Annotated in this window: 14 protein-coding genes; 6 read left to right on the forward strand and 8 right to left on the reverse strand. The window is 40.1% G+C overall.

Annotated features, from left to right (window positions below; genetic code table 11):
* Positions 1 to 7 precede the first annotated feature (7 nt).
* A complete protein-coding gene (gene dapB, locus KPF51_RS03610; protein WP_005726690.1) occupies positions 8 to 820 on the forward strand; it encodes a 4-hydroxy-tetrahydrodipicolinate reductase in 813 nt (270 codons plus the stop codon).
* Between the two features lie 34 nt (positions 821 to 854).
* Here dapB and KPF51_RS03615 read toward each other — a convergent pair whose 3' ends face one another.
* Both KPF51_RS03615 and KPF51_RS03620 read right to left on the reverse strand, forming a co-directional pair.
* The gene (locus KPF51_RS03615) at positions 855 to 1,433 is read right to left on the reverse strand and encodes a response regulator transcription factor (protein ID WP_005726689.1); all 579 of its coding nucleotides are present in this window, start codon (positions 1,431 to 1,433) and stop codon (positions 855 to 857) included.
* Positions 1,427 to 3,142: a sensor histidine kinase gene (locus KPF51_RS03620; protein WP_041423196.1), complete on the reverse strand. Its 1,716-nt coding sequence runs from the start codon at positions 3,140 to 3,142 to the stop codon at positions 1,427 to 1,429. Before KPF51_RS03620 ends, KPF51_RS03615 begins: the two co-directional genes overlap by 7 nt.
* Before the next feature lie 147 nt (positions 3,143 to 3,289).
* Here KPF51_RS03620 and ttrB point away from each other — a divergent pair, with 147 nt between their 5' ends.
* From ttrB to KPF51_RS03635, 3 genes are read left to right on the forward strand one after another with little or no spacing between them, the layout of a single operon-like run.
* Positions 3,290 to 4,027: a tetrathionate reductase subunit TtrB gene (gene ttrB / locus KPF51_RS03625; RefSeq protein WP_005726687.1), complete on the forward strand. Its 738-nt coding sequence runs from the start codon at positions 3,290 to 3,292 to the stop codon at positions 4,025 to 4,027.
* Positions 4,024 to 5,073, forward strand: a complete 1,050-nt coding sequence (nrfD, locus tag KPF51_RS03630; protein WP_005726686.1) for an NrfD/PsrC family molybdoenzyme membrane anchor subunit — start codon at positions 4,024 to 4,026, stop codon at positions 5,071 to 5,073. The genes ttrB and nrfD overlap by 4 nt, the downstream gene beginning before the upstream one ends.
* Complete coding sequence (locus KPF51_RS03635) at positions 5,066 to 8,155, forward strand: tetrathionate reductase subunit A (protein WP_005726685.1); 3,090 nt, start codon at positions 5,066 to 5,068, stop codon at positions 8,153 to 8,155. Before nrfD ends, KPF51_RS03635 begins: the two co-directional genes overlap by 8 nt.
* 1 nt (position 8,156) lies before the next feature.
* Here KPF51_RS03635 and yfaE read toward each other — a convergent pair whose 3' ends face one another.
* From yfaE to dacB, 6 genes are all read right to left on the reverse strand, one after another.
* A complete protein-coding gene (gene yfaE / locus KPF51_RS03640; protein ID WP_005716349.1) occupies positions 8,157 to 8,405 on the reverse strand; it encodes a class I ribonucleotide reductase maintenance protein YfaE in 249 nt (82 codons plus the stop codon).
* 70 nt (positions 8,406 to 8,475) lie between these two features.
* Positions 8,476 to 9,606 carry a class Ia ribonucleoside-diphosphate reductase subunit beta gene (nrdB, locus tag KPF51_RS03645; RefSeq protein WP_005726684.1) on the reverse strand — a complete coding sequence of 377 codons (1,131 nt, stop codon included), beginning with the start codon at positions 9,604 to 9,606 and terminating at the stop codon, positions 8,476 to 8,478.
* A gap of 261 nt (positions 9,607 to 9,867) precedes the next feature.
* A complete protein-coding gene (locus KPF51_RS03650) occupies positions 9,868 to 9,960 on the reverse strand; it encodes a methionine/alanine import family NSS transporter small subunit (protein ID WP_005716345.1) in 93 nt (30 codons plus the stop codon).
* Complete coding sequence (locus tag KPF51_RS03655) at positions 9,960 to 11,468, reverse strand: sodium-dependent transporter (protein ID WP_061406127.1); 1,509 nt, start codon at positions 11,466 to 11,468, stop codon at positions 9,960 to 9,962. Before KPF51_RS03655 ends, KPF51_RS03650 begins: the two co-directional genes overlap by 1 nt.
* A gap of 311 nt (positions 11,469 to 11,779) precedes the next feature.
* On the reverse strand, positions 11,780 to 14,050 hold the full coding sequence (nrdA, locus tag KPF51_RS03660; protein ID WP_005726674.1) for a class 1a ribonucleoside-diphosphate reductase subunit alpha: 2,271 nt from the start codon (positions 14,048 to 14,050) through the stop codon (positions 11,780 to 11,782).
* Positions 14,051 to 14,446: 396 nt separating this feature from the next.
* On the reverse strand, positions 14,447 to 15,910 hold the full coding sequence (dacB, locus tag KPF51_RS03665) for a serine-type D-Ala-D-Ala carboxypeptidase (RefSeq protein ID WP_005754132.1): 1,464 nt from the start codon (positions 15,908 to 15,910) through the stop codon (positions 14,447 to 14,449).
* A gap of 166 nt (positions 15,911 to 16,076) precedes the next feature.
* On the opposite strand from dacB, the gene greA reads away from it, so the two are divergent.
* Both greA and KPF51_RS03675 read left to right on the forward strand, forming a co-directional pair.
* A complete protein-coding gene (gene greA / locus KPF51_RS03670) occupies positions 16,077 to 16,553 on the forward strand; it encodes a transcription elongation factor GreA (protein WP_005716336.1) in 477 nt (158 codons plus the stop codon).
* A gap of 407 nt (positions 16,554 to 16,960) precedes the next feature.
* The gene (locus tag KPF51_RS03675) at positions 16,961 to 25,123 is read left to right on the forward strand and encodes a YadA-like family protein (protein WP_211599577.1); all 8,163 of its coding nucleotides are present in this window, start codon (positions 16,961 to 16,963) and stop codon (positions 25,121 to 25,123) included.
* The last annotated feature ends 124 nt before the right edge of the window (positions 25,124 to 25,247 follow it).

Genomic DNA, 25,247 nt, shown 5'->3' on the forward strand with positions numbered 1-25,247 from the left:
TAATAATATGACATTACGTGTGGCAATCGTCGGTGCTGGCGGCAGAATGGGACGCCAATTGATTCAAGCGGTAAGTGAAACGGAGGGGGTCGTCTTAGGGGCCGCCTTTGAACGTCAAGGTTCATCTTTATTAGGGGCAGATGCCGGAGAATTAGCCAATGTGGGTCATCTTGGTGTACAGATTACCGATGATTTAGCCAGCCAACAAGACCAGTTTGATCTCTTAATTGATTTTACTCGTCCAGAGGGAACTTTAGCGCATCTTGCATTTTGTGTGGCACAACATAAAAATATGGTAATTGGTACAACAGGCTTTGATGATGACGGAAAAGCGAAAATTCAGCAAGCTGCAGACAGTATTGGCATTGTGTTCGCATCTAATTTTAGCGTGGGAGTGAATTTGGTGTTCAAGTTGTTAGAAAAAGCCGCCAAAGTCATGGGCGATTATTGTGATATTGAAATTATTGAAGCCCACCATCGTCATAAAGTGGATGCGCCTTCGGGGACCGCATTATCGATGGGAGAACATATTGCAAAAACGCTAGGACGGGATCTGAAAACACATGGCGTATTTGCCCGTGACGGTATTACGGGTGAACGTAAACGGGATGAGATTGGCTTTGCCACAATACGGGCAAGTGATGTTGTCGGTGAGCACAGTGTGTGGTTTGCGGACATTGGTGAGCGTGTTGAGATTGCTCATAAAGCCACAAGTCGCATGACCTTTGCCAAAGGAGCAGTACGTGCAGCGAGGTGGCTTGCACAAAAAGAAAAGGGGCTATTTGATATGACCGATGTGCTCGATTTAAATCAGCTTTAACCGAATTCAGCAGAGGTAAACCTCTGCTGTTTTGTTAGAGTTGGGCGGTTTTATAGATCAATTCAGCAATGGTTTGCGCTTGCATTTTTTCCATAATATGTGAGCGATGCACTTCCACAGTACGCACAGAAATATTTAAGGCTTCAGCAATTTGCCGATTAATACAGCCTTGAATTAACAATGCCAAAATATCCAATTCTTTTCGACTCAACTGGGCATAACAATGTCGAATTTTATAGCGTTCGTAACGTGATTGCGTGGTTTGTATTGCGGTTTTTAATACAGATTGTAATTGCGAAAATTGAACAGGTTTTTGTAAAAAATCTACCGCACCTTGTTTGAGTTCTTGCACCGCCATGGGCACATCGGCATGTGCTGTCATAATCACTACTGCAAGCGTACTTTGTTGTTGGCATAAAAATTGATGTACTTGATGACCGTCAAGTAATGGCATTTTCATATCCAGTAATACGACACCTGGTTCAAACAGCGGTGCTTTATTCACAAAGGCTTGGCTATTTGACCATGTTTGGACTTGATAGCCAGCTTGTTCTAATAAAAAACGCGCTGCATCCAAAACGGTTAAGTCATCATCAACCAGATGAATTAACATGTTTCCCCCACTTTATTTGGTAATTTTAAAATCACTTCCGCTCCTTGTTGATCAAGGCGGTTATGCAAAGAAATGTCACCATTAATCGAACGCATTAATCGTTGACATAGTACCAGACCTAAACCTAGCCCATTCGCTTTACTACTGCGAAAAGGGACAAACGGAAAAGCAAGTTCGCCAGCTTTGAAGCCTGAACCATTATCAACAATATGAATAGTCATGTATTCGCCCACGGCTTGCACGTTCACTTCGATCTCACTTGCTCCCGCTTGTGAAGCATTAAGCAAGCAGTTACACAAAACTTGTTCGAGTAAAGTCGTATCAATTTTGAGTTTTAACGAGGCTGGACAATTCAAGTTTAATTGGGCTTTCTGATGTGTTTGTAAAGACATAAAGCTGATTACACGTTGTAGTAAGGGCTTGAGTGCCACACACTCAGAACTTGGTGTTTTTTTGCCTTTTGCCCAATTCATTAAATTACGGATAATATCTGCACTGCGATCAACTTGTTGTAATACCTTATCTAAAATTTCAACTGTATTTTTTTCGGCAGGCAGCTGTGCTAAATGGTATTTCACCCCTTCGACATACATACGGATGGCGGATAAAGGTTGATTAATTTCATGGGCAATGCCTGTACTCATTTCGCCTAAAATGCTTAGTCGATCAGCTTGTACTAATTGCTGTTCATAGTGTCGCATTTCTCGATAAGCTTGTTGCAACGCTTTGCTTTTACGATGAATTTGAAAGCTAATCCACAGATAATTTAAGACAAGTAATAAGAGGACAAAAATAATCCAACCTTGATATTGTTGTAGCCAATATTTTGTACTGTCCCATAAGTTTTGTTGTGGGTGTTTATATAATCCTCGTAACACAGTATCGGCTTGTGAGGTAGAATAAGGCGGTGTCCATTGTGGTAAATGTGCAGGTACTTGACTTAATAAAAGTGTGACCAATTTTGATGCAAGACTATCTGGTACTTGTGAAAGTGCTGCTAAAGACCAGTTTGGCAGTAATTCCGTGCTAGCGAGACAACCTAACACATTTTCTTTGCCGGCTAAGAGTCGAAAATCTTCTTTTTTCACCACACCTTCGTTGACTAATTCTTCTAAAATACACACCGGCACAATCGCCGCGTCAACTTTTCTTTCTTGCAGCAGTAGCAAGGTATTATCCACAGGGAAACCCGTAAATTTTAATTGAAAGTCTTTATTTTCGACTAAACCTTGTTGATAGAATTCGTTATAGCCCAGTAGAAAGCCGCCGAAGGCATTATCACCTACTGCACTCACGGTTTTGTGGCGTAAATCAGTAAGCTGGTGGAATGGGCTGTCTTGACGAACTAAAATCGCACTACCAATTCTGCCCATGGTAGAAGATTGAATTTGCCTTGGTGAACGTAAGGTTACCAGCCAACGTACTTCATTATTGTTTAAATAAAAAAACTGTGCTTGATTGGATAAAATAAAATCGACGCCTTGCGCCTGATCTTGTATTAGATCGTTAAGATCTAAGGTAACTAAGGTGAATTGATGAGGTGAGAGGTGTTGGTTAAGCCAATCTATCCAAGGTTGCCAAGTAGCGTGCGTATGTGCCACACCTCGTTGTGCCAGAATGCCAATTTTCCATTGCTGTGCATAAACAAGCGCTGGCATGAAGCTGAGTAATAAAATAAACATTTTTAAAAATGAACTGCATTTTTTCACTTTTTCTTCCTTTTCTTGATTGAAATCAAATTCACTCACTGTTTATGTGGAAAACCACAATAGTTTTTTCGCCGTCCTTCCTGAACAATACGAGAAAAAAATTATAACGCAATTGCGCGAAGAATTATAACTAAGAAGGAGCTAACCATGAAAATGAGTAAGCGTATTTTTCTCAAAAATTTATCATTATTAAGTGTGGGGCAAGCTTTTATTCCATTGAGTCAAGCAGAAAATGCTTTTCAACCTGCTAGACGAGAGGGAAGTGAAGCACATCGTTATGCCATGTTGGTGGATTTACGTCGTTGTATCGGTTGTCAATCTTGTACTGTAAGTTGTGGGATTGAGAATGCGACGCCGATTGGCGAATTTAGAACCACGGTGCGTCAATACGAAGTCACTGATGAAAAACAAGTGGTCAATAATGTGTTATTACCACGTTTATGTAATCACTGTGATAACCCGCCTTGTGTACCGGTTTGTCCTGTGCAAGCTACCTATCAACGTAAAGATGGTATCGTGGTAGTTGATAATGAACGTTGTATCGGTTGTGCGTATTGTGTACAAGCTTGTCCTTATGATGCACGTTTTATTAACGAAGAAACAAAAACGGCAGATAAATGCACGTTTTGCACACATCGACTGGAGGTTGGTTTATTACCGGCTTGTGTGGAAAGCTGTGTGGGTGGCGCGCGGATTATCGGCGATTTACGCGATCCAAATAGTACGATCAGTAAAATGGTAGAAGAATTTAAAGCGGAACTCAAAGTCTTAAAACCAAATTCGGGTACAGTGCCGCATGTATTCTATTTAGGATTAGATGACGCCTTTGTTAATCAAGTGCAGGGGCAATCTATGTTATGGCAAAGTGCGGAGGGAAGATTATGATCATTCGTGAAATCGTGGTGGAACCGCAAGCTATTGCATGGTTACCTTGGGCGGTGAGCTATTTCTTTTTTATCGGTCTCGCCTTTTCTAGTGTATTTGTTGGCTTACTCATTCATAAAATGGAGAAAAATGTACGGCATGAATTCATTGCCATCATCGTTGCACTAAGTTGTGCGATTGTCGCACCGATCGCCTTAACCGCGGATTTACACCAACCTAGTCGGATTGTAAATTTCTATTTACACCTTACCCCTTGGTCTTGGATGGCATGGGGTGCGATTTTCTTACCTTTATTTACGCTTGCTGTAGTAGGGTATTTTTTATGCTTATTGCGTCAAGCTATTCCACAACAGCATTTACCTCGGTTCTTGCATTTTCTCTATTGGGGACAGTTGAATCTCCTTCGTTGGACAACTTTCTTCCGAGTGTTTGCGTTTCTCTCTGCTTTATCCATTTTGATTTATACCACTATGGAAGTGTTTGTGGTGGAGGCCCGTCCTTTATGGCATCAATCTTGGCTTATGCCGTTGATTTTATTTAGTGTTTTTCCAAGCACATTACTGCTTTGTCGCTTTTTGATTGCGGTGTTTAGCCAACGGAAAATTGCAGGATATCTTTCAACGCTGACCTTCATCAGTCTGATGTTATTTATTGGAACATTGTTGGGGGTGTATTTTTCTTCAGAACAGACCGCACTTCAACTGACACAGCTGTGGCAAGTGAGTGATCTGCCGATGCTTGTTCTAGTTGTGCTTGGAGGTTTGCTGTTAGGTACTTATCTGACTGCATCATTATGGTTACAGGGCATGATGGTATTGCTCGCCTTGTTATTGACTTGGGTCGTTCGTTGGATCTTATTGATCGAAGTACAACGTCTTGCTAAATACAATGCGTTAATCAACCCATATGAATTAACTTGGCATATCGACGGTGCGATTGGCATCCTGTCGGTATTTAGCTTATGGCTATGTATTAGTATCGTACTTTGGTGGGTATTTTCTGCTGCATTAGCACCACTTCATTTGACTGGGGGAAACCATGAATAATCAACGACGTAATTTATTAAAAGGTGGGTTAGCGCTCGGTACAGCAACGGCGTTTGTCACGGGGTATTCGCCTAAAGTGAAAGAAATTGCCACAGGCTTACTTGAAGGTACATCGGGCGAACATACACAGGATAAAATCAATGGCAATGCATTAACGCCGGAATATCAAGTACAACAAGGCAAATTAATCAGTAACAGTCATCAAGTCGTGTGTAATACCCAATGTATGGGCTGCTGGACTTTATGTGGTTTACGGGCGCGTGTGGATTTAGCCAAAAATCAAGTATTACGCATTAACGGTAATCCTTATCACCCATTATCCGCCGATCAATATCTTGATTTTAACCAACCTATCCAACAGGCAGAGCTAAGTGTGGCGGGAGAAAGTGGCTTAGCTAATCGTTCCACTGCTTGTGCGCGTGGTGCTGCTTTCCTAGAAGGGATTAATAGCCCTTATCGGTTGACACAACCGTTAAAACGAGTTGGGAAACGAGGCGAAGGAAAATGGCAAACCATTAGTTTTGAGCAATTGGTGGATGAAGTGGTCAATGGCGGTGATCTGTTTGGTGAAGGACATGTAGAAGGATTGAAAACAATTCGAGATTTACAAACGCCTGTTGATCAAGAAAATCCTGAATTTGGTGCGAAAGTCAATCAATTAATGGTGACTTTTGCAGGACCTGAAGGGCGTCAACCTTTATTGAAACGTTTTGCTAACAACAGTTTTGGTACCATCAATTTTGCCTCACATGGCTCATTTTGTGGCTTATCCTATCGCGCGGGATCGGGGGCATTTATGAATGACCTCGCGAACAACGCGCATGCCAAACCAGATTGGGATCATGCTGAATTTATTTTATTTATGGGAACATCACCTGCGCAAGCGGGTAACCCGTTCAAACGCCAAGCGCGTCAACTCGCAAAACAACGCACAGAAGACAATTTTGACTATGTTGTGGTGGCACCGCGTTTAGAACTCAGTTCAAGCCGTGCGGTTAATCAGCATCGTTGGGTACCGATTGTCCCGGGTACAGATCTCTCTTTGTCTTTAGCCATGTTACGTTGGATCATTGAGAATGCACGTTATAACGCGGACTACTTAGCCATACCGAGTGAAAATGCGATGCAAAGCGCGAACGCGGTGAGTTTTTGTAATGCCACACATTTGTTTATTGCTGATCCACAACATAAACGCTATGGACAAGCCTTACGTGTGCAGGATGTGATGGATAGTCCAACACCAGAAAACCCCGAGGATGGTGATATTTTGGTGAAGGATCAACAAACGGGAGCAATGATTGCCGCAAAAGACAGTCAAAGTGCGGTCCTTTTTGTGGAAGAAATGGTGACACTCAAAGAGGGGACCTCTGTTTTAGCGAAATCCGCCTTGCAATTATTTAAAGAATCTTGTTTTGAACACAGTATCGAACAATATTCCGCACATTGTGGTGTACCTGTGGCGACGATCATTGAATTGGCAAAAAAATTCACTTCACACGGACATCGTGCCGCAGTGGTAACCCATGGGGGCACCATGCATGGTACAGGGTTTTATACCGCGTGGGCAATTCTCTTACTCAATGCCATGGTTGGAAATATGAACAAAAAGGGCGGCATGAGTATGTCTGGCGGAAAGTTTAAAGATTTTGGTGCCGGACCGCGTTATGATTTAGCCAATTTTCCGAATATGGTCAACCCGAAAGGCACAAACTTAGCACGCAGTAAACGTGCCTATGAGAAATCAAGCGAATTCAAGCGTAAAGTGGAACAAGGGCTTTCTCCTTACCCTGCGAAAGCCTCATGGTATCCTTTTGTCGGTGGGCAAATGTCAGAAATGATTACTTCCGCATTACAAGGCTATCCTTACCCACTCAAAGCTTGGATTAGCCATATGAGTAATCCGATTTATGGCATGACAGGGATTCATCACATTACGGATGAAAAACTACGTGATCCGCGTATTTTACCGCTCTTTATTGCCGTAGATGCCTTCATGAATGAAACCACTGCCTTAGCGGATTATATTGTGCCAGATACCCATAATTTTGAGAGTTGGGGATTCAGTACACCATGGGCAGGCGTACCGACCAAAACGAGTACCGCGCGTTGGCCAATTATTCAGTCTCACAATGCAAAAACCGCGAGTGGCGAAACCATTTGTATGGAAAGTTTTATCATTGCTATCGCCAAAGCGATGGATTTACCTGGATTTGGTGAAAATGCGATTAGTGATAAACAAAAAAATAGCTATCCTTTAAACTGTACTGAAGACTATTTTTTACGTGCCGCTGCCAATATTGCGTATGACGGGAAAGCGCCAGTGAATGATGCGACAGAGGAAGATTTACTGTTAACTGGGGTACAGCGCCTCATGCCAACTTTACAGCGAACTTTAAAAGCCGAAGAAGTACTGAAAGTGGCGAATGTGTATTGCAAGGGAGGACGTTTTGCACCGTATAAAAGTGCATGGCAAGAAGATAATATGCAAGCGCGTTGGAAAAATTGTCTGCAAATTTGGAATGAAACGGTCGCTAAAGCGAAACACGCGCAAACGGGTCAACATTACCACGGCTGTCCGAAGTATTTTGAACCGCAATTTGCGGATAATTCAACGCTCGAAAGCCATTATCCAAGCAAAGAATGGCCATTTAAGTTGATTTCATTTAAATCTAATTTAATGAGCAGTATCACCGCACCGTTACTCCGTTTACAGAGTATTAAACCAGAAGGTATTGTGGCGATGAATCAACAAGATGCGCAGACACAGGGCTTACGACATGGTGATTTGGTCGAACTCAGTACTCCGGGCGGAAAAGGGGTGGTACAAATTATCGTCATGGAGGGCGTCATCAAGGGGACGATTGCCATTGAACATGGTTATGGGCATAAACAATTAGGTGCTAAGAGCTATGTGATTGATGGAAAAGAGATCCAAGGGGCGCCACAAATTCAGCGCGGAATAAACATTAATGACTTAGGTTTATTAGATAACACCAAAGAAATTGTTTCCCCTTGGGTGGATTGGGTATGTGGTTCTGCTGTTCGACAAGGGATTCCCGCGAAATTACAGAAAGTGATTTAGCTTACATCTCGATGTCTAAATCTTCATCAACCTGACAGCAACAAAGTAAAATCTCATTGGGTTGTACAAAGGCAAGGGGCGGTTCTTTATAAGATACCTTGCCTTTGCTAATTTTGACACGACAGGAACCACAATAACCCGAGCGACATTGATACTCGTGATGAATCCCGTGATTTTCTAAATGAGAAAGAAGAGAAGTTTGATTATCGTAGTCGAGAGTAATTTGGCTATGGATTAAATGAATTTTCATTAGCAAATATCAGCGAAAAAATAACCGCACTTTTCAGAAAACGCGAAAAGTGCGGTTTTTTTAACAGCGTTTAGAGATCAAAGTCGCCAAAGTCTTTAGTATCGACTTTTGAGTCAATTTGACCAACTAAATAAGAGCTGACTTCGACTTCTTGTGGGGCGACTTGTACATTATCCGACACTAACCAAGCATTAATCCAAGGGATTGGGTTGGAGCGTGCTTGGAAAGGTAGTGGGAGACCGACCGCTTGCATCCGGATATTCGTAATATATTCCACATATTGCACTAAAATATCGCGGTTCAAGCCAATCATTGAGCCATCTTTGAACAAATAATCAGCCCATTCTTTTTCTTGCTCTGCCGCGGCAACAAACAAATCGTAAGCTTCTTGTTTACATTCTTCCACGATCTCTGCCATTTCCGGATCATCTTGACCGGATGCCATAATGTTGAGGATATGTTGTGTACCGGTTAAGTGTAAAGCTTCATCACGTGCAATAAATTTAATGATTTTTGCATTCCCTTCCATCAATTTGCGTTCAGCAAAGGCGAAAGAACAGGCAAAAGACACGTAGAAACGGATCGCTTCTAGCGCATTGACACTCATTAAGCATAAGTAAAGTTGTCTTTTCAAATTGCGTAATGTGACCACACAATCTTGACCATCTACATTGTAAGTGCCTTCACCATATAAAGTATAAAGCTGTGAATCACGAATTAAATCATCATAATAAGCAGAAATATCTTTGGCGCGTTTGATAATTTCTTCATTGGTCACGATATCATCAAAAATCACGGAAGGATCGTTCACAATGTTACGGATAATATGGGTATAAGAACGAGAGTGAATGGTTTCAGAGAAGGTCCAAGTTTCGATCCAGGTTTCTAATTCAGGGATAGACACAAGTGGTAAGAGCGCCACGTTTGGACTGCGACCTTGAATAGAATCTAATAAGGTTTGGTATTTTAAGTTACTGATGAAAATATGTTTTTCGTGTTCTGGTAACGCTTGGTAATCGATACGGTCTTGTGATACATCGACTTCCTCAGGACGCCAGAAGAACGAAAGTTGTTTTTCAATCAATTTCTCAAAAGTTTCATATTTTTGTTGGTCATAACGAGCAACGTTCACATTTTGACCAAAGAACATTGGCTCTTTTAATTGATCGTTTTTGTTTTGTGAAAATGTAGTATAGGCCATGTTGTGTTCTCCATAGGAAAAGTACGGGAAAAGCACCGCACTTTTGATGCGCTTAATAAACGAATAAACGTCGTCATTTTACCTAAGTCATCGATTTTAAGCTAGAGAAATGACAATATTTCTCATTTATTCAGTGAATTTAATCAGAAGGAATTAAGTGGAATAATAAGAGTAAAAATAAGTGGTTAGTAATCAATTGGTTAGATTTACTGATAAAAAAATCAGCACCCAAAAGGTGCTGATTTAAAGGGAAATGTGATTTTATTCTTTTGGTAATCTTGACACCGAGAGAATTAATCCTCCCCAAATGATCACTAATGCCACGATCATCATAATAATTGCGCTAGTACCCATTATTTATCTCCTTTTGTCGAATCAGTTAAGTGTTTCCAAGGTAAACGCGAGAGCATGAAAGCGATCACCCCTAAGCCAATTGCCATGCCCCAACCAAAGGTATTGACGAACCAGGCAGGGTAGCCACCGTAACCTTCAGTTGCCACTTTGTTAATTTCAGTAAAGAGCATATACACTAACACCGTTGACGTGATAGTGCCGATAAGTACACGCCATACCACACCAACTTTAAAGGAAGAGGTTTCGTTTAAGTGTGCCGCTAAGCCAGAAAGTGATTCATTGATTAATACTGCATAAATCACCATTAAGCCTACAGCCACAATACCAAAGCTATTTACGAATTTATCTAATACGTCTAACACAGGTAAACCAGTGGTGGTGCCAAAAAGTAAGACGGAAACAATTGCCATTGGTACACAAGTCAATGCAGTGGCAACAGAGCGACGCATTCTTAATTTGTCTTGTACCGCCGCGATAATCACTTCTAAGATCGACATCAATGAGGTGATACCAGCAAATAATAAGGAACCGAAGAATAATACGCCAATCACACTGCCAAATGGGGCTTGGTCGATAATAGCAGGGAAGGCAATAAAGGCTAAGCCAATTCCTGAAGTAGCGACGTCACTCACTTCTTTCCCCGCCGCAGTTGCCATAAAGCCTAATGCCGCGAATACACCGATACCGGCTAATAATTCAAAGCTACTGTTAGCAAATCCAACGACTAAACCTGAACCCGTTAAATCACTTTGTTTTTTCAAGTAAGACGAATAAGTGATCATGATGCCGAAACAGATAGACAACGAGAAGAAAATTTGTCCATAAGCGGCAACCCAAACAGTTGGTTCTAATAATTTAGACCAGTCTGGCGTAAACAACGCATTTAAACCTTTTGCAGAACCCGGTAAGAAAAGCGCAGTAACCACTAAGATCACAAACATCACGGTTAAAAGTGGCATAAAGAAGGTAGCGGATTTACCGATCCCTTTTTGTACGCCTAACGCCAAGATAACCAAAATAAATATCCATACACCGACTAATGGACCGGTTATGCTGGCAACAAAATCAAAATTAACTGCCACGCCTTCTGCCATTTGTAAGTATTCTTTAAAGAAGAAACTCGCGGGATCTGCCCCCCACGCGCTATTCAATGAAAAATACGTATAAGAGGCGGCCCAACCAATGATGACCGCATAGTAAATCCCGATAATCACGTTGATCAACACTTGCCACCAACCAAAGGTTTCAAAGTTTTTGTTTAACTTACGAAATGCCAGTGGTGGAGAAGCACGATATTTATGACCGATCGCATAATCTAAAAATAAGAGTGGAATCCCGGCTGTCAATAATGCAACTAAATAAGGGATGATGAACGCGCCACCACCGTTTTCATAAGTTACATAAGGGAAACGCCAAATATTTCCCAACCCAACTGCTGACCCAATGGCAGCAAAAATAAACGCTTTACGTCCAGAGAACGTTTCGCGACTTTGAGAAGATGTTGTCATAGTAGCAACCTTTGTTTTTGTTTGTTTTGGTTAAAAAAATGTTAGAGTTCAGAAATATAATGAAATTTAGAGAGCAGTCAATAGGGCGATATACTTTATTTTGGCGATTAAAGTTGAATTTAATGGTATAAAATACTTAGTCTATTCTTATTTTTAGATTTTTATATCTGAAAAATGATTTTAACAATTTTAACAAGTTATTTTTGAAATCGGTGCTAGAACAAAATACTCCCAAAAAAAGAGTCAGAAAACGAAAAATGCGCTTCACTTTTTACCATGAAACGCATTCTCGTTAGTTGTGATTACTCACATTAGATTTTACATGCACCGCCTGAACAGCCATCATCAATATCTTCTTGCACATCTTCAGCGCCATCGCGGGTATTCTGGTAGTACAAGGTTTTTAAGCCGTATTTATAGGCAGTTAATAAATCACCCAGTAGGCGTTTCATTGGCACCTTGCCGTCTTCAAAACGCTGTGGGTCATAGTTGGTGTTTGCCGAAATCGCTTGGTCAACGAATTTTTGCATAATCCCTACTAAGTGTAGATAACCATCATTATTTGGGAGATCCCATAACAACTCATAGTTTTCACCTAAGGTTTCATATTCCGGCACCACTTGTTTTAAGATACCGTCTTTTGAGGCTTTCACACTGACATGACCACGTGGTGGTTCAATACCATTTGTTGCATTCGAAATTTGTGATGAGGTTTCAGAAGGCATTAATGCCGTTAACGTAGAGTTACGTAAACCAAATTCTTGGATTTCTTTACGTAAGGTCTCCCAATCGTAGTGCAGTGGCTCTTTGGTCAAGTTATCAATGTCTTTTTTATAGGTATCGATTGGTAAAATTCCTTGTGAATAAGTGGTTTCATTGAAATATTCACATGGACCAATTTCTTTGGCTAAGTTCATTGATGCTTTCAATAAGTAGTATTGGATCGCTTCAAAAGTGCGGTGGGTTAAATCGTTGGCACTGCCGTCGGAATAACGCACGCCATTCTTCGCTAAATAATACGCATAGTTGATTACGCCAATGCCTAATGAGCGACGCGCAAGTGAACTTTTCTTCGCCGCGATCACCGGGTAGTCTTGGTAATCTAATAGGGCATCTAACGCACGTACTGCTAAATCAGCTAAGCCTTCTAATTCATCAAGATTTTCAAGGGTACCCAAATTGAACGCAGAAAGGGTACATAACGCAATTTCACCTTTTTCATCATGGAAATGTTGTAATGGCTTGGTCGGTAACGCAATTTCTAAACATAAGTTAGATTGACGGACAGGCGCCACTTTCGGATCAAACGGGGAGTGGGTATTACAGTGGTCCACATTTTGAATATAGATTCGTCCTGTTGATGCGCGTTCTTGCATTAATAATGAGAACAGCTCAACGGCTTTTACGCTGCGTTGACGAATAGTTGGATCTTGCTCATATTGCAAATAAAGTTGTTCAAATTTATCTTGATCAGCAAAGAATGCTTCATACAATCCCGGTACATCAGACGGGCTAAATAAGGTAATATCACCACCTTTAATTAAACGTTGATACATTAATTTATTCAGTTGCACCCCGTAATCCATGTGGCGTACGCGGTTATCTTCAACACCTCGGTTATTTTTTAATACCAATAAACTTTCAACTTCTAAATGCCAAATCGGGTAGTAAACCGTGGCAGCACCACCACGCACCCCACCTTGTGAACAAGATTTGACGGCTGTTTGGAAATATTTATAGAACGGGATACAACCAGTATGGAAGGCCTCGCCACCTCGAATTGGGCTACCTAACGCACGAATAGCACCCGCATTGACTCCAATCCCCGCGCGTTGAGAAACATATTTCACAATAGCAGAGGCGGTTGCATTAATTGAGTCTAAGCTGTCGCCACATTCAATTAAAACACAAGAGCTAAATTGACGGGTTGGTGTACGTACCCCTGCCATAATAGGGGTCGGGAGCGAGATTTTAAAAGTTGAGGTCGCATCATAGAAACGACGAATATAACTTAAACGGGTTTCAGCGGGGTATTTCGAAAATAAGCTCGCCGCTACCAGTAAATAAAGAAATTGTGCGGATTCATAAATCTCACCGGTGACACGGTTTTGTACTAAGTATTTCCCTTCTAACTGCTTCACCGCCGCGTATGAAAAGGTCATATCACGCCAATGATCTAAATAAGAATCCATTTCATCCCATTCTTCACGGGTATAATCGACTAAAAGGGCGGGATCGTATTTTCCCATGCGCACTAATTTTTTTACGTGATCGTATAAACGGGGTGGATCAAAATGACCATAGGCTTTTTTACGCAAATGGAAAACGGCTAAACGGGCAGCAAGATATTGATAATCTGGGCTATCTTTACTGATCAAGTCTGCAGCAGCTTTAATGATGGTTTCATGGATATCAGATGTACGGATACCTTCATAGAATTGAATATGTGAACGTAATTCCACTTGAGAAACAGAAACGTTATCTAAGCCTTCTGCCGCCCATGTAATCACGCGGTGAATTTTATCCAGATCAATTGGTTCAAGGTGTCCGTCACGTTTTGTGACCATCAATGCTTTGTTCATGTTATAGACCCGTTGTTAGATGATGAAAACACAAGATATTGTGTAGAATTGAAAATTTGATACAAGATAATGTGCCAGTAGATAAAATTCAAGTAGTAAATTTTTTACTGGCGTTGTTGACATAAAATAACTTATTTATAAATAAGTAAAATTTTGCGAAGGTCAGAAATTGAATTATTAAAATTTGTGCAGTAGATCAAATTTTACATGTATGCCTTCAATGTATACAGAAAGTGCGGTCAAATTTTGTTATTTTTTATCGGGCTCAGCACAAACTCAGACCCCTTCACCTTACTATACACAACGAGGAGAAAGGCGCGCAGACGATGTGCTCTCTTTTCGATTCACAGACAGGCTGTGAGTTGGCGTAGTACCTCAGTATGGTTTAGCCTTAATTTAGTGCTCATAAAGACGATTGTAGATTTGGCTTTCAAATTGAACTAAAGGCGCCCGTTTTGTTTTACGCTCAAAGTCGCCAGTAGAATAGCCATTAATAAATTGCACAAAAGCAACTTTTTCCCCTTTTTTATTGGTCATAAAGCCGGCGAGATTATATACCCCTTTGAGGGCGCCTGTTTTGGCAATTAAATTTTTCGCTAAGGGTTCATGAATGAGAGAACCTCGCCCCGTTAATGTGCCATCCACAGCCGCAATTGGAAAGGTATCCATGAGCTGTAACTGCGCTTCATGTTTTGCAATATATTCTAATGCTTGTAATAAAATATCAGCAGAGAGTAAATTATGACGTGATAAGCCAGAGCCATCTGCAATAATGGCATGACCAAATTTAATTCCTGCTTTGGTTTGTAAAATTTGTCGCATTGCTTGGCTAGCCAAAGGAAATGAAGCGGGGCGCTGATAGTATTGATAAGCGATAGTACGGAATAAGGCATCGGCAATTTGATTATCTGATTTTTTCATCATTTTTTTGATTAAATCAGGTAAGGGTTTAGATAGGTGTTGTGCTAATAATTGTCCTTTGGGTGTCTGATAAGGCTGTTTGATTTTACCATTAAAAGCAATTCCTAGTTTTTTAAGGTGTCGCTGAATAATAGTTGCAGCATAGGCATTCGGATCTTGGATCGCAAAACTGAGACCAAAGGGTTTGTTTTGGCGTGGTAAGCATCCTTTTAACTGGTAACGATTATTATCAAGTACGGTTGCATCAAGTTGGCAATACCCGGCCTCTTTAGGCGTTGAAATATAGACTTGACCAAAAACCTGTACAGGATATTGCGCAGGAACATGGATCTTAGCTTGCTCACCCGGTGCATAATTCGCATCTAACTCAACATAAAAACAGTTATTATCAATATTCACCGCAGCGGGAGGCGCGTTAAAACACATGGTTAAATCATTCCAAATCCAACCTAAACCACGATCATGACTGCTAAATACTGAGGTGTCTAAGATAATATCACCACTGATTTTTTGGATACGCTGTTTTTTTAACTGAGTGAAAAGTTGGTAAAGTTGACCACTGGTGAGATCGGGGTCACCAGTAAAACGTACGATAAGATCGCCATGCATTTCATTGTTTTTTATTTTTCCATTGGTTAATAAACTGGTTTCAAATTGAAATTGGTCACTTAGTACAAGTTTGGCGGTTAGGGCGGTGAGTACTTTTTGTGTACTGGCGGGCAACATAAAGGTGTTGGCTTGGTGCGCTACAATTTTTTCATTACGATTTAAGTTTTTAGCAACAAAACCTAGGCTGGCACCTTCGGGTAAATGAGCGTTGATTTCAGCAAGATCGATATCGGCATAACTGAAATGACTGACGAGTAAACTACATATAAGTATCGTTCGTTTGAAAAGGCGTAAAAGCGTGGCAGTAAAAAAAGAAGATATTTTATACATAATTGGCTCGAGCAGTTGCTATTTTTTTATTGTCGAACAATAATAGTATTTGAACCCTCGAGAGTAAATCCTTTTCTCGTCAAACGCTTATTTTTTTATTCAACTACGGCATTGTTTTTACAATGTTGTGGTTTTGTTTTTATCTAAAAAGGAAGAAAAAACGATTATGAAACAGATTCCAATGACTATACGTGGTGCGGAACAATTAAGACAAGAACTCGATTTTTTGAAAAACACCCGCCGCCCAGAAATTATTAATGCTATCGCAGAAGCTCGTGAACATGGTGATCTAAAAGAAAATGCAGAATACCATGCTGCGCGTGAACAGCAAGGATTTTGTGAAGGACGAATCCAAGAAATTGAAGGGAAATTAGCGAATAGTCAAATTATTGATGTCACAAAGATCCCAAATAATGGCAAAGTGATTTTTGGTGCCACAATTTTGTTACTGAATATTGACACGGAAGAAGAAGTCTCGTACCAAATTGTAGGCGATGATGAAGCCAATATTAAAGCAGGGCTAATTTCAGTTAACTCACCGATTGCGCGAGGGTTAATTGGCAAAGAGGTGGATGACGTTGTTGTTATTCAAACGCCAGGCGGCAAAGTGGAATTTGAAATTCTCGACGTCGAATATAAATAAGTAAAAAATGATAAAAAAATAAAAGCCTTATTGTTGACAATAAGGCTTTTTTACATCCACAATAAATAACCTTAGTCTTTGTAAAGTAACGTAACTCATTGAAATATAATATAAAAACCAAACTGATTAAACCAGTATGTTTTTATGTAAAGATATTTCAAGAAGTATTACTTAGTTTTACATTTTGTTTTTTCTTTATAAATCAATAAATTATTAAGATTCCCTTCTTTGTACAATATCCACCCAATTTACTTATTTTAAAATTAATGCTCAAATATCAGGCTGTTAGTAAATAGACAGATTATGTATTTAATTAATGTACAGTTTTTAATGCGTTCGTTTTCTTTTATTTAACTTAAACTAAATCGAATCAGTTATTCATTTTATATTATGCAAGGGGCAATTTTATGAATAAGGTTTACCGTGTTATATGGAGCCACGTCACTAATACTTTTATTGCAGTCTCAGAGCTTGCAACCTCGAAAGGTAAAGTAAAGTCTTTTAGCGCTATTTCTTCCAATCCACAATCAGAATTGAATAGCAGTATCCCTGCTACATTCAAATTAAGTGCGATTGCATTACTTTCTATTCTTACACTTTCCTCAACACAGATATTTGCAGCTGATGTTGCAGCAGATAATTTAACGGTAAGTGGGACATCTACTTTTACTGGCGCAGCTACATTTAATAATACAGCTACATTTAATAACATGGTGACAGTAGGGAATGTTTCTGCTACTACATTAACTGTTGATGGAAAAAATGTTGCAACGAAAGATGATGTGACAACATTAACAGCTACAGTGGATCAAAAAGCAAATAAATCTGAAGTTACTGAGTTAAAAAATAATAAAGCAGATAAATCTGAAATTACTAACTTAGAAAATAAGAAAGCAGATAAATCTGAAGTTACTGAGTTAAAAAATAATAAAGCAGATAAATCTGAAGTTACTGAGTTAAAAAATAATAAAGCAGATAAATCTGAAATTACTAACTTAGAAAATAAGAAAGCAGATAAATCCGAGCTAACTAAACTCAGCGACCTTGTTACGTCTTTAGGTGTACCTGAAGGCACAACAACGTATACAGGGATTAAATATTTTCGTGTTAAATCAACCCTTGATGATGCAGTTGCTGACGGACAAGATTCCGTTGCTATTGGTCCAAAAGCCAAAACAGAAGGCGTTGATGCTGTTGCTTTAGGTCATGACAGTACAGCCAATGCAACAGAATCTATTGCAATTGGTAAAAAAGCTTATGCGGTTAAAACTGCAAATAAAGGTATCGCGATTGGTGAACATGCTCGTGTAGGTTCTAAACAAGATGGTGATGTGGTTTATGATGGCGCATCTTCTTATGTTCTAGGACCTAAAGATGGAGAAAGTTCTGTCGCGATTGGTGATAAAGCTGTTAGCCGAGGTGAAGCAAGTATTGCGATTGGTAAAAATGCGATCACCTCAAATAAAGATGCCAAGTCACAAATTGCTAAAAATAATATTGCATTAGGTACAAATGCACAAGCTATTGCAAGTGATAATTCTATTGCTTTGGGGAATGCGGCAAGAACAAATAAAGACTCAGATTCATCTATTGCAATTGGTGATAGTGCAGAAACTAAAGCCGCACACTCTTTAGCAGTGGGGACAACCTCTAAAGCGCTCGCTGAAGCAGCACTTGCATTAGGTAAACTTGCTGAGGCAAAAGGTACATCTTCAGTTGCAATGGGTAACACCTCAAAAGCAGATGGCTCAAATTCAGTGGCAGTCGGCAATACTAGCCAAACATTACAGAGTAATACGATTGCGATTGGCTCATCTGCTATTGCTAATCCAGAACGTACAATTTCTATTGGCTTAAATGCAGGTAAAGGACAAGAAGCCGATGCAACAGGGACTAAACACTCTCAAATTAATATTGGGGAGAACTCTGGTGAAGGTGTTATTGGTCAATTAAATATTGGTATTGGTGCTCATGCTGGAACAAATGTTGTTGGTAAACATAATATTGCATTGGGTACTTATGCAGGTACGAATTTAAAAAATTCTGAAGAAACATCAGGTGCTAACGTTTCTATTGGTCATGAAGCAAATAAATATGATCAATTGACTGCTGTACAAAAATCAACTGTAGTTGGTGCACAAACTAAAGCAGCTTCTCGCTCCACAGCATTAGGTGCTGAAGCAACAGCTTTAGGGTTAGATGCGGTTGCAGTAGGTATTACTTCAAAAGCAGAGGGTGATAAATCTGTTGCGATTGGTGCGAACTCTACAGCCGACTCAAACAATGTGGCGTTAGGAGCGACATCACGTGCTGTAGCAAAAGAAGGGAGTGGCTATTTAACTGGTAAGCAATCTTCATTAGTTGTTTCTGTTGGTCATCAGGATGGTGCAGCAGATCAACATATTTTACGTCGTCTTGTGAATGTTGCTGATGGTGTGGATGAACAAGATGCAGCAACTGTAGCGCAACTAAAAAAAGTCACTGAAAAAGTAACGAGTGATTTACAAGCACAATTTAATGCATTATCTCATGCGCCAACCACTTCTGAAATTAAATACGATACAGTATCACCATCTCCAACAACAGGAGCAGAAAATAAGATTACATTAAAAGCAAAAACTCGTATTTCTAATGTGGCACCCGCAGAACTTGATACAGACGCGGTGAATTTAGGTCAAGTAAATCAAATTGTGACGAATAATAAGGCGCATTATTTTAGTGTGAATGACACTGGTGTAAATCCTGTCCCTGGTAACCGTGATAATGATGGTGCAACTGCTAAATTAGCAATGGCAATTGGACAAAATGCTGCTGCAAAAGCAGAGCGCAGCGTTGCAATTGGTAACAATACGACAGTAAATGGCGAAGGTTCTATTGGTTTAGGGACGTACTATAAAGGTAGCGCTGAATTAGACGATGGCGTACCAAGAGAAAGCGAAACTACAGTTACAAAACCATCCAAGAATGTGAAATATGGTATTGCAATTGGTGCGGGGACAACTACCGATGGTAATAACTCTATTGCGATTGGTAGTTTAGCTGCAACCTCTGATAAAAATCCTGGTGCAAATGTAGATAGAGCGATCGCTATTGGTTATAACGCAGTGTCTTCAGCAGAAAAAGCAAATGCAATCGGTGATCGTGCAGTCGCTAACTCAGTAAAAGGCAATGCGTTTGGTAGTCAGGCATTATCAGGCGCTGAATCTTCTACTGCAATTGGTACTGAATCGAAATCTGAAGGTCAGAATGCTTATGCACTTGGTACAAAATCACATGCAAAAGGTTTAAATTCTATTGCTTTTGGTACTAATCAAGTAGTGAGTGGACAAAATTCAGGTAGTATTGGTTATGCAGGTGAATTAGGTAATGCGAAGGCGACAGTAATCAATGGTGAAGGTACTTATTCTTTAGGTAATACCAACAGTACATTAACTGCTAATGAAAGTGGTATTTTCGGTAATAGTAATGAAATCAAAGCTAAGAAAAATGCGCGTATTGTCGGTAACAAGAACACTATTGGTGCAATTGAAGAAAAACCTCATGTACCTGGCACACCACCAGCTGCGCCAGTTAATGATCTAAAAGACATTTATGTAACGGGTTATGACAACAAAATCAGCAGTGATAAAAAGCTAGCGAAAGATTTAAGTGGATTGTTTGTCTATGGTCACGGTAATAATATTGCTCAATTACCAGATCCTGATTCAACAGAAGAATTTACATTAACTGACTCATCGGTTATTGGAGCGAATAACACCTTAAATACAAAAGGGAAAAATTATTTTGTTTTAGGTAATAATGTCACTGCAACATTAGAAAATTCTGTGTATTTAGGTGCCGATTCTGCTTATACAACGGGTAATTCGACTTCTAGTATGAATTCTTATGCTGATATGGCAAATGGGTTAAATAAATCAGGTTATACCTTTGCTGGTTCGCAGCCAGTTGGTGTGGTCACTGTTGGTGCGGTTGGTAAAGAGCGTCGTGTACAAAATGTGGCTTCTGGTTTAGTGACAGAAGCGAGTACCGATGCAATCAATGGTAGCCAGTTATTTGCGTTGACTCGTCCATTGCGTTTTGCGGGTGATAACTCGACATTAAGTAATCCAAATGGCAAACCTGGTACTGATGTGACAGTGATTTCGCGCAGTTCAAACCAAGGTATGAAAGTTGTTGGTGGTGAGAATGATGGAAATAAACTTACAACTATCGCAGATAAAAATATCGGTGTCATTGCTAACGGTGATCACACGTTAGAAGTAAGATTAGCGAAAACACTTTCTAACTTGAAAGATGCAACATTTGGTACTGGAACAGATAAAACAACTATCAATAAAGACGGTATGACCATTACCAATGGTGCTAACACAGTAAGCTTAACCGAAGGTGGTTTAAACAACGGCGGTAATAAAATTACTAATGTTGCAGCTGGTCAGAATGAGACTGATGCGGTGAACGTAAAACAGTTAAACGATCTTAAAGCAGAAGGCTTTGGCTTAACTGGTGAAGATGGCCAAACAGTTAAACAAGCTTTAGGTACGGCAATTAAAGTTACTGGTGATGATAATGTGAAAACCAAAATCGTGACAGACGCTGATGGTAGTAAGAAGTTAGAAATTGGTTTAGAAAATCAAGTTACACTTGGTGGAGAGGCTAAGAATGGTAACCCAGCAGCAGATGGTAAGTTAACACTAAAAAATCAAGCAGGTACAGACAAAGTCGTACTTGATGGCGCAAATGGATCAGTGGGCTTGACTGGTGCTGATGGTGCACAAGCAACGATTACTGTTAAAAATGGATCTCCTGCTGTAGATGGTACTGCCAATACAACTAAACCACGTATTGCTTATGGTAATGAAGAAGTTGCGACTTTAAACGATGGTTTAAAATTTGGTGCGAATGCTGGTGATGTTCACAATGCAAAATTAAATACACAAGTAGATGTGAAGGGAGCTACGGCAAATACAGTATGGGATAACTTCGATAAAGGCCAGAATATTATGACTCGCGTCGAAGGGAATACTATTACAGTTGCGTTAGCCAAAGCATTATCAGGCTTAACTAGTGCAACCTTTGGTGATCCTGCTAGTAATCCTAAAGATAGTACAGTTATCAATAAAGATGGCTTAACTATTACTCAAGGTGATAATACAGTCAGCTTAACTGATGATGGTTTAGACAATGGTAACAAGCAAATCAAGAATGTTGCCAGTGGTTTAACCACAACTAATGGTACTGCAACAACCTCTTTAGATGATGCTGTCCAAACTAATGGTGTCAATGTAGGCGACTTAAAAACAGCTATTAATAATATTACTAATGGTACTAACCCATTAGGTGGTTTCGGCTTAAAAGATAAGGCGGGCAATACCTTTAAACAAAACTTAGGTGAAACTGCGCAAATTACTGGTGATTCAAATGTGAATACCAAAGTAGTTGATGGTCAAAATGGTGGTAAAGCGCTTGAAGTCAGCTTAGCTAACCAATTAACTTTAGGTAAAGGTCCTGAGGCTAATGTACCTAACGCAAATGGTGAGGCAGGTAAGATCACCTTAAAAGATGATAAAGGTACAGATCGTGTTGTAGTTGATGGTAGCGAAGGCGCTATCTCGTTAACGGGTCAGCCTGTTACACAAGGTGGAACAGCACCAACAGCAAAAATTAAAGTAGCTGAAGGAAATTCTGGTTTAGTAGAAACATCTGATGATCCAGCTAACCCAAATCAGAATAAGAAAACACGTATTACTTATGATATCGCAGGTCCAAATGGAACAACTGTGACTGAACAATTAGCTACACTGAATGACGGCTTAAAATTCGGTGCGAATGATGGGGCAGTACATAATGCGAAACTCAACACACGTGTGGATGTGAAAGGTAAGGCTGACAATACCAATTGGGCGAAGTTTGATGAGGGTCAGAATATTATGACTCAAATCAGTGGTAATACGATCACTGTTGCCTTGGCGAAAGCGTTAGCTGGGTTAGACAGTGCAACATTTGGTAACCCTGCTGATGGAAGTAAAGATGGTGCTGTCATTAATAAAGATGGTTTAACGATTACTAATGGTGACACAACAGTTAAATTAACTGAAAATGGTCTAGATAATGGTAATAAACAAATTGTCAATGTTGATAGTGGATTAAAAGGCAAAGATGGTAATCCTGTTGAACTTAAGAATGCAACAGGTGATGTGCTGAATAATGGCGTCAATGTAGGTGATTTGAAAAATGCAATTACGGATATTACCTCTGCTGATAAAGGCGGTTTTGGCTTGAAAGATAAGGAAGGTAATGAATTCAAGCAAGACTTAGGTACTGCTGCACAGATTACGGGTGATAGCAATATCAATACAAAAGTAATTGATACAGCGGATGGTAAGAAAGCACTTGAAGTCAGCCTTGCAAATGAAATTTCATTAGGTAAAGCTGGACAAGATGGCGTTGATGGAAAAGTAGGTGTGAACGGTAAAGACGGTGCAAGTGTTGTCTTGAACGGTAAAGATGGTTCAATTGGTTTAACTGGTCCTAAAGGCGCTGACGGTAAATCAGTATCAGCAGATATGAAAGTTCAAGAGGGTAAACCAGGCGTTGATGGTAAAGCGGGTGAAACCAAAACACGTATTGTCTATACACCAAAAGATAAAGACGGCAACCCTGTTCTTGATGATGCAGGTAAACCAGTTGTAGAAGAAGTTGCTACTTTAAACGATGGTATGAAGTTTGTCGGTAACGATGGTAAAGAAGTCACTCGTAAACTGAATGAAACATTAGATATTAAAGGTGGATTAGATGCAGCAACTGTTGCAGATAATGCGAAAGTTTCTTCTAGTAATTTAGGTGTGAAAACCAATGCGGAAGGCACTGGTTTAGAAATCGTAATGAAAGAGCGTCCAACATTCTCCGGTCTTGTTGTCAATGGTAAGGATGGTGAGGATGCCGCTGTTAAGTTTGCGAAAGACGGTAAAGATGGTATGTCTATTGCCGCAGTAACTGATAATGATGGTAATGCTACTGGCTTAACTATCAAGGATAAAGATGGTAATCCAGGTGTGACTTTCAACAATGATGGTCGTATTACCAATGTTACAGCGGGTGTTGATGATAAAGATGCTGTAAATGTGAGCCAATTAAAAGAAGGGCTTGCAAAAGCAACCACGAAAGTTGAAGCAGGCAAAAATATGACGGTAACGCCAACTGTAAATCAGGATGGTAGCACCACTTACACTGTAGCAACCAATGATAATGTGGACTTTACTTCTGTCACAACCGGTAACACGGTCATGAACAATGATGGTGTGAAAGTCGGTGATAATGTTGCACTCACTAACGAAGGCTTAAAAGCAGGTGATGTGACAGTGACGACAGCAGGTATTAATGCTGGTAATAAGAAAGTGACTGGGGTTGCAGATGGCGATATTTCACCAAATAGCACAGATGCGGTCAACGGTAGTCAGTTGAACGCAGTTAAAGAAACAGCTGAAGCAGGCTGGCATTTAACCGCAAATGGTGCAGATTCATCTAATGTGAAACCAAGAAATACCGTGGATCTGAACAATACCGATGGCAATATCGTGATCAGCAAGACAAACACTGCGGATAGCCATAATGTCACATTTGGTCTAGCAGATAACATTAATGTAAAAGATTCTGTTGTTGTTGGTCCAAAAGGTGCAGATGGTAAACCAGGTGAAGGCGCAGTTGTTATCAATGCGAAAGATGGTGCTAATGGTAAAGATGGCATTAGTATTGTGGGCAAAGATGGCAAAGATGCGGTAGCAATCAGCGGTAAAGATGGTGTTGGTACGATTGGCTTAACAGGTCCTGCGGGAGCTGATGGTAAAAATGCAAATGCGATCATTGGCGTGAAAGATAGCGTGAAAGGCTTAGATGGCAATGATGGTAAAGACGGTAATAGTAAAACACGTATCGTTTATACCAAACCTAATGGTGAAGAAGAGCAAGTTGCAACCATGAACGACGGTTTAGTGTTTGGTGCGGATAAAGGTACTGAACATAAAGCGAAGCTTGGTACCACTGTGAAAGTGAAAGGTGACGATAAGAACATCGAAACTGAAGTTGCTGGGGATACAATTCGTGTCAGATTGAAAGACAATATTGATGTGAAAGGTATCAACGTGACGGAGAACTTGACGGTGAAAGAAGGCGCGAAAATCAACATGGGTAACAACGTGATTGACGGTGTGGCTGATGGTGAAGTGAGTGCAACCAGTAAACAAGCTGTGAATGGTAGCCAGTTACATAAAGTTCAACAACAAGTGAATAACCAAGCCACTGCGATTAATAAGTTAGGTGATCATATCAATAAAGTGGATAAAGATCTCCGTGCTGGTATCGCGGGTGCCACAGCGGTCGCGTTCTTACAGCGTCCAAATGAAGCAGGTAAGAGCATTGTTTCTCTTGGTGTAGGTTCTTATCGTAGTGAATCTGCTATTGCAGTTGGTTATGCAAGAAACTCAGATAACAATAAGATCTCAATCAAACTTGGTGGTGGTATGAACAGCCGTGGTGATGTGAACTTCGGTGGTAGTATCGGTTATCAATGGTAATTGAGCCTTAAATCATAAATAAAGGGTATTGGGATAAACAATACCCTTTTCTTTTATGCTGAAATTCAAACATATTTGATAAGGACATGAAAAAGGGGATGAAGCGAGCTTATCCCCTTTAATT

Source organism: Pasteurella sp. XG20 (assembly GCF_018968665.1).
In the GTDB taxonomy this organism is placed as follows: Bacteria; Pseudomonadota; Gammaproteobacteria; order Enterobacterales; family Pasteurellaceae; genus Pasteurella; species Pasteurella multocida.

Bases quoted from the DNA above. Each gene is read 5' to 3' on its own strand.
- nrfD (WP_005726686.1), top strand. From the start codon at position 4,024: ATGATCATTCGTGAAATCGTGGTGGAACCGCAAGCTATTGCATGGTTA.
- KPF51_RS03650 (WP_005716345.1), bottom strand. From the start codon at position 9,960: ATGGGTACTAGCGCAATTATTATGATGATCGTGGCATTAGTGATCATT.
- nrdB (WP_005726684.1), bottom strand. From the start codon at position 9,606: ATGGCCTATACTACATTTTCACAAAACAAAAACGATCAATTAAAAGAG.
- dapB (WP_005726690.1), top strand. From the start codon at position 8: ATGACATTACGTGTGGCAATCGTCGGTGCTGGCGGCAGAATGGGACGC.
- greA (WP_005716336.1), top strand. From the start codon at position 16,077: ATGAAACAGATTCCAATGACTATACGTGGTGCGGAACAATTAAGACAA.
- yfaE (WP_005716349.1), bottom strand. From the start codon at position 8,405: ATGAAAATTCATTTAATCCATAGCCAAATTACTCTCGACTACGATAAT.
- ttrB (WP_005726687.1), top strand. From the start codon at position 3,290: ATGAAAATGAGTAAGCGTATTTTTCTCAAAAATTTATCATTATTAAGT.
- nrdA (WP_005726674.1), bottom strand. From the start codon at position 14,050: ATGAACAAAGCATTGATGGTCACAAAACGTGACGGACACCTTGAACCA.
- dacB (WP_005754132.1), bottom strand. From the start codon at position 15,910: ATGTATAAAATATCTTCTTTTTTTACTGCCACGCTTTTACGCCTTTTC.
- KPF51_RS03675 (WP_211599577.1), top strand. From the start codon at position 16,961: ATGAATAAGGTTTACCGTGTTATATGGAGCCACGTCACTAATACTTTT.
- KPF51_RS03635 (WP_005726685.1), top strand. From the start codon at position 5,066: ATGAATAATCAACGACGTAATTTATTAAAAGGTGGGTTAGCGCTCGGT.
- KPF51_RS03655 (WP_061406127.1), bottom strand. From the start codon at position 11,468: ATGACAACATCTTCTCAAAGTCGCGAAACGTTCTCTGGACGTAAAGCG.
- KPF51_RS03615 (WP_005726689.1), bottom strand. From the start codon at position 1,433: ATGTTAATTCATCTGGTTGATGATGACTTAACCGTTTTGGATGCAGCG.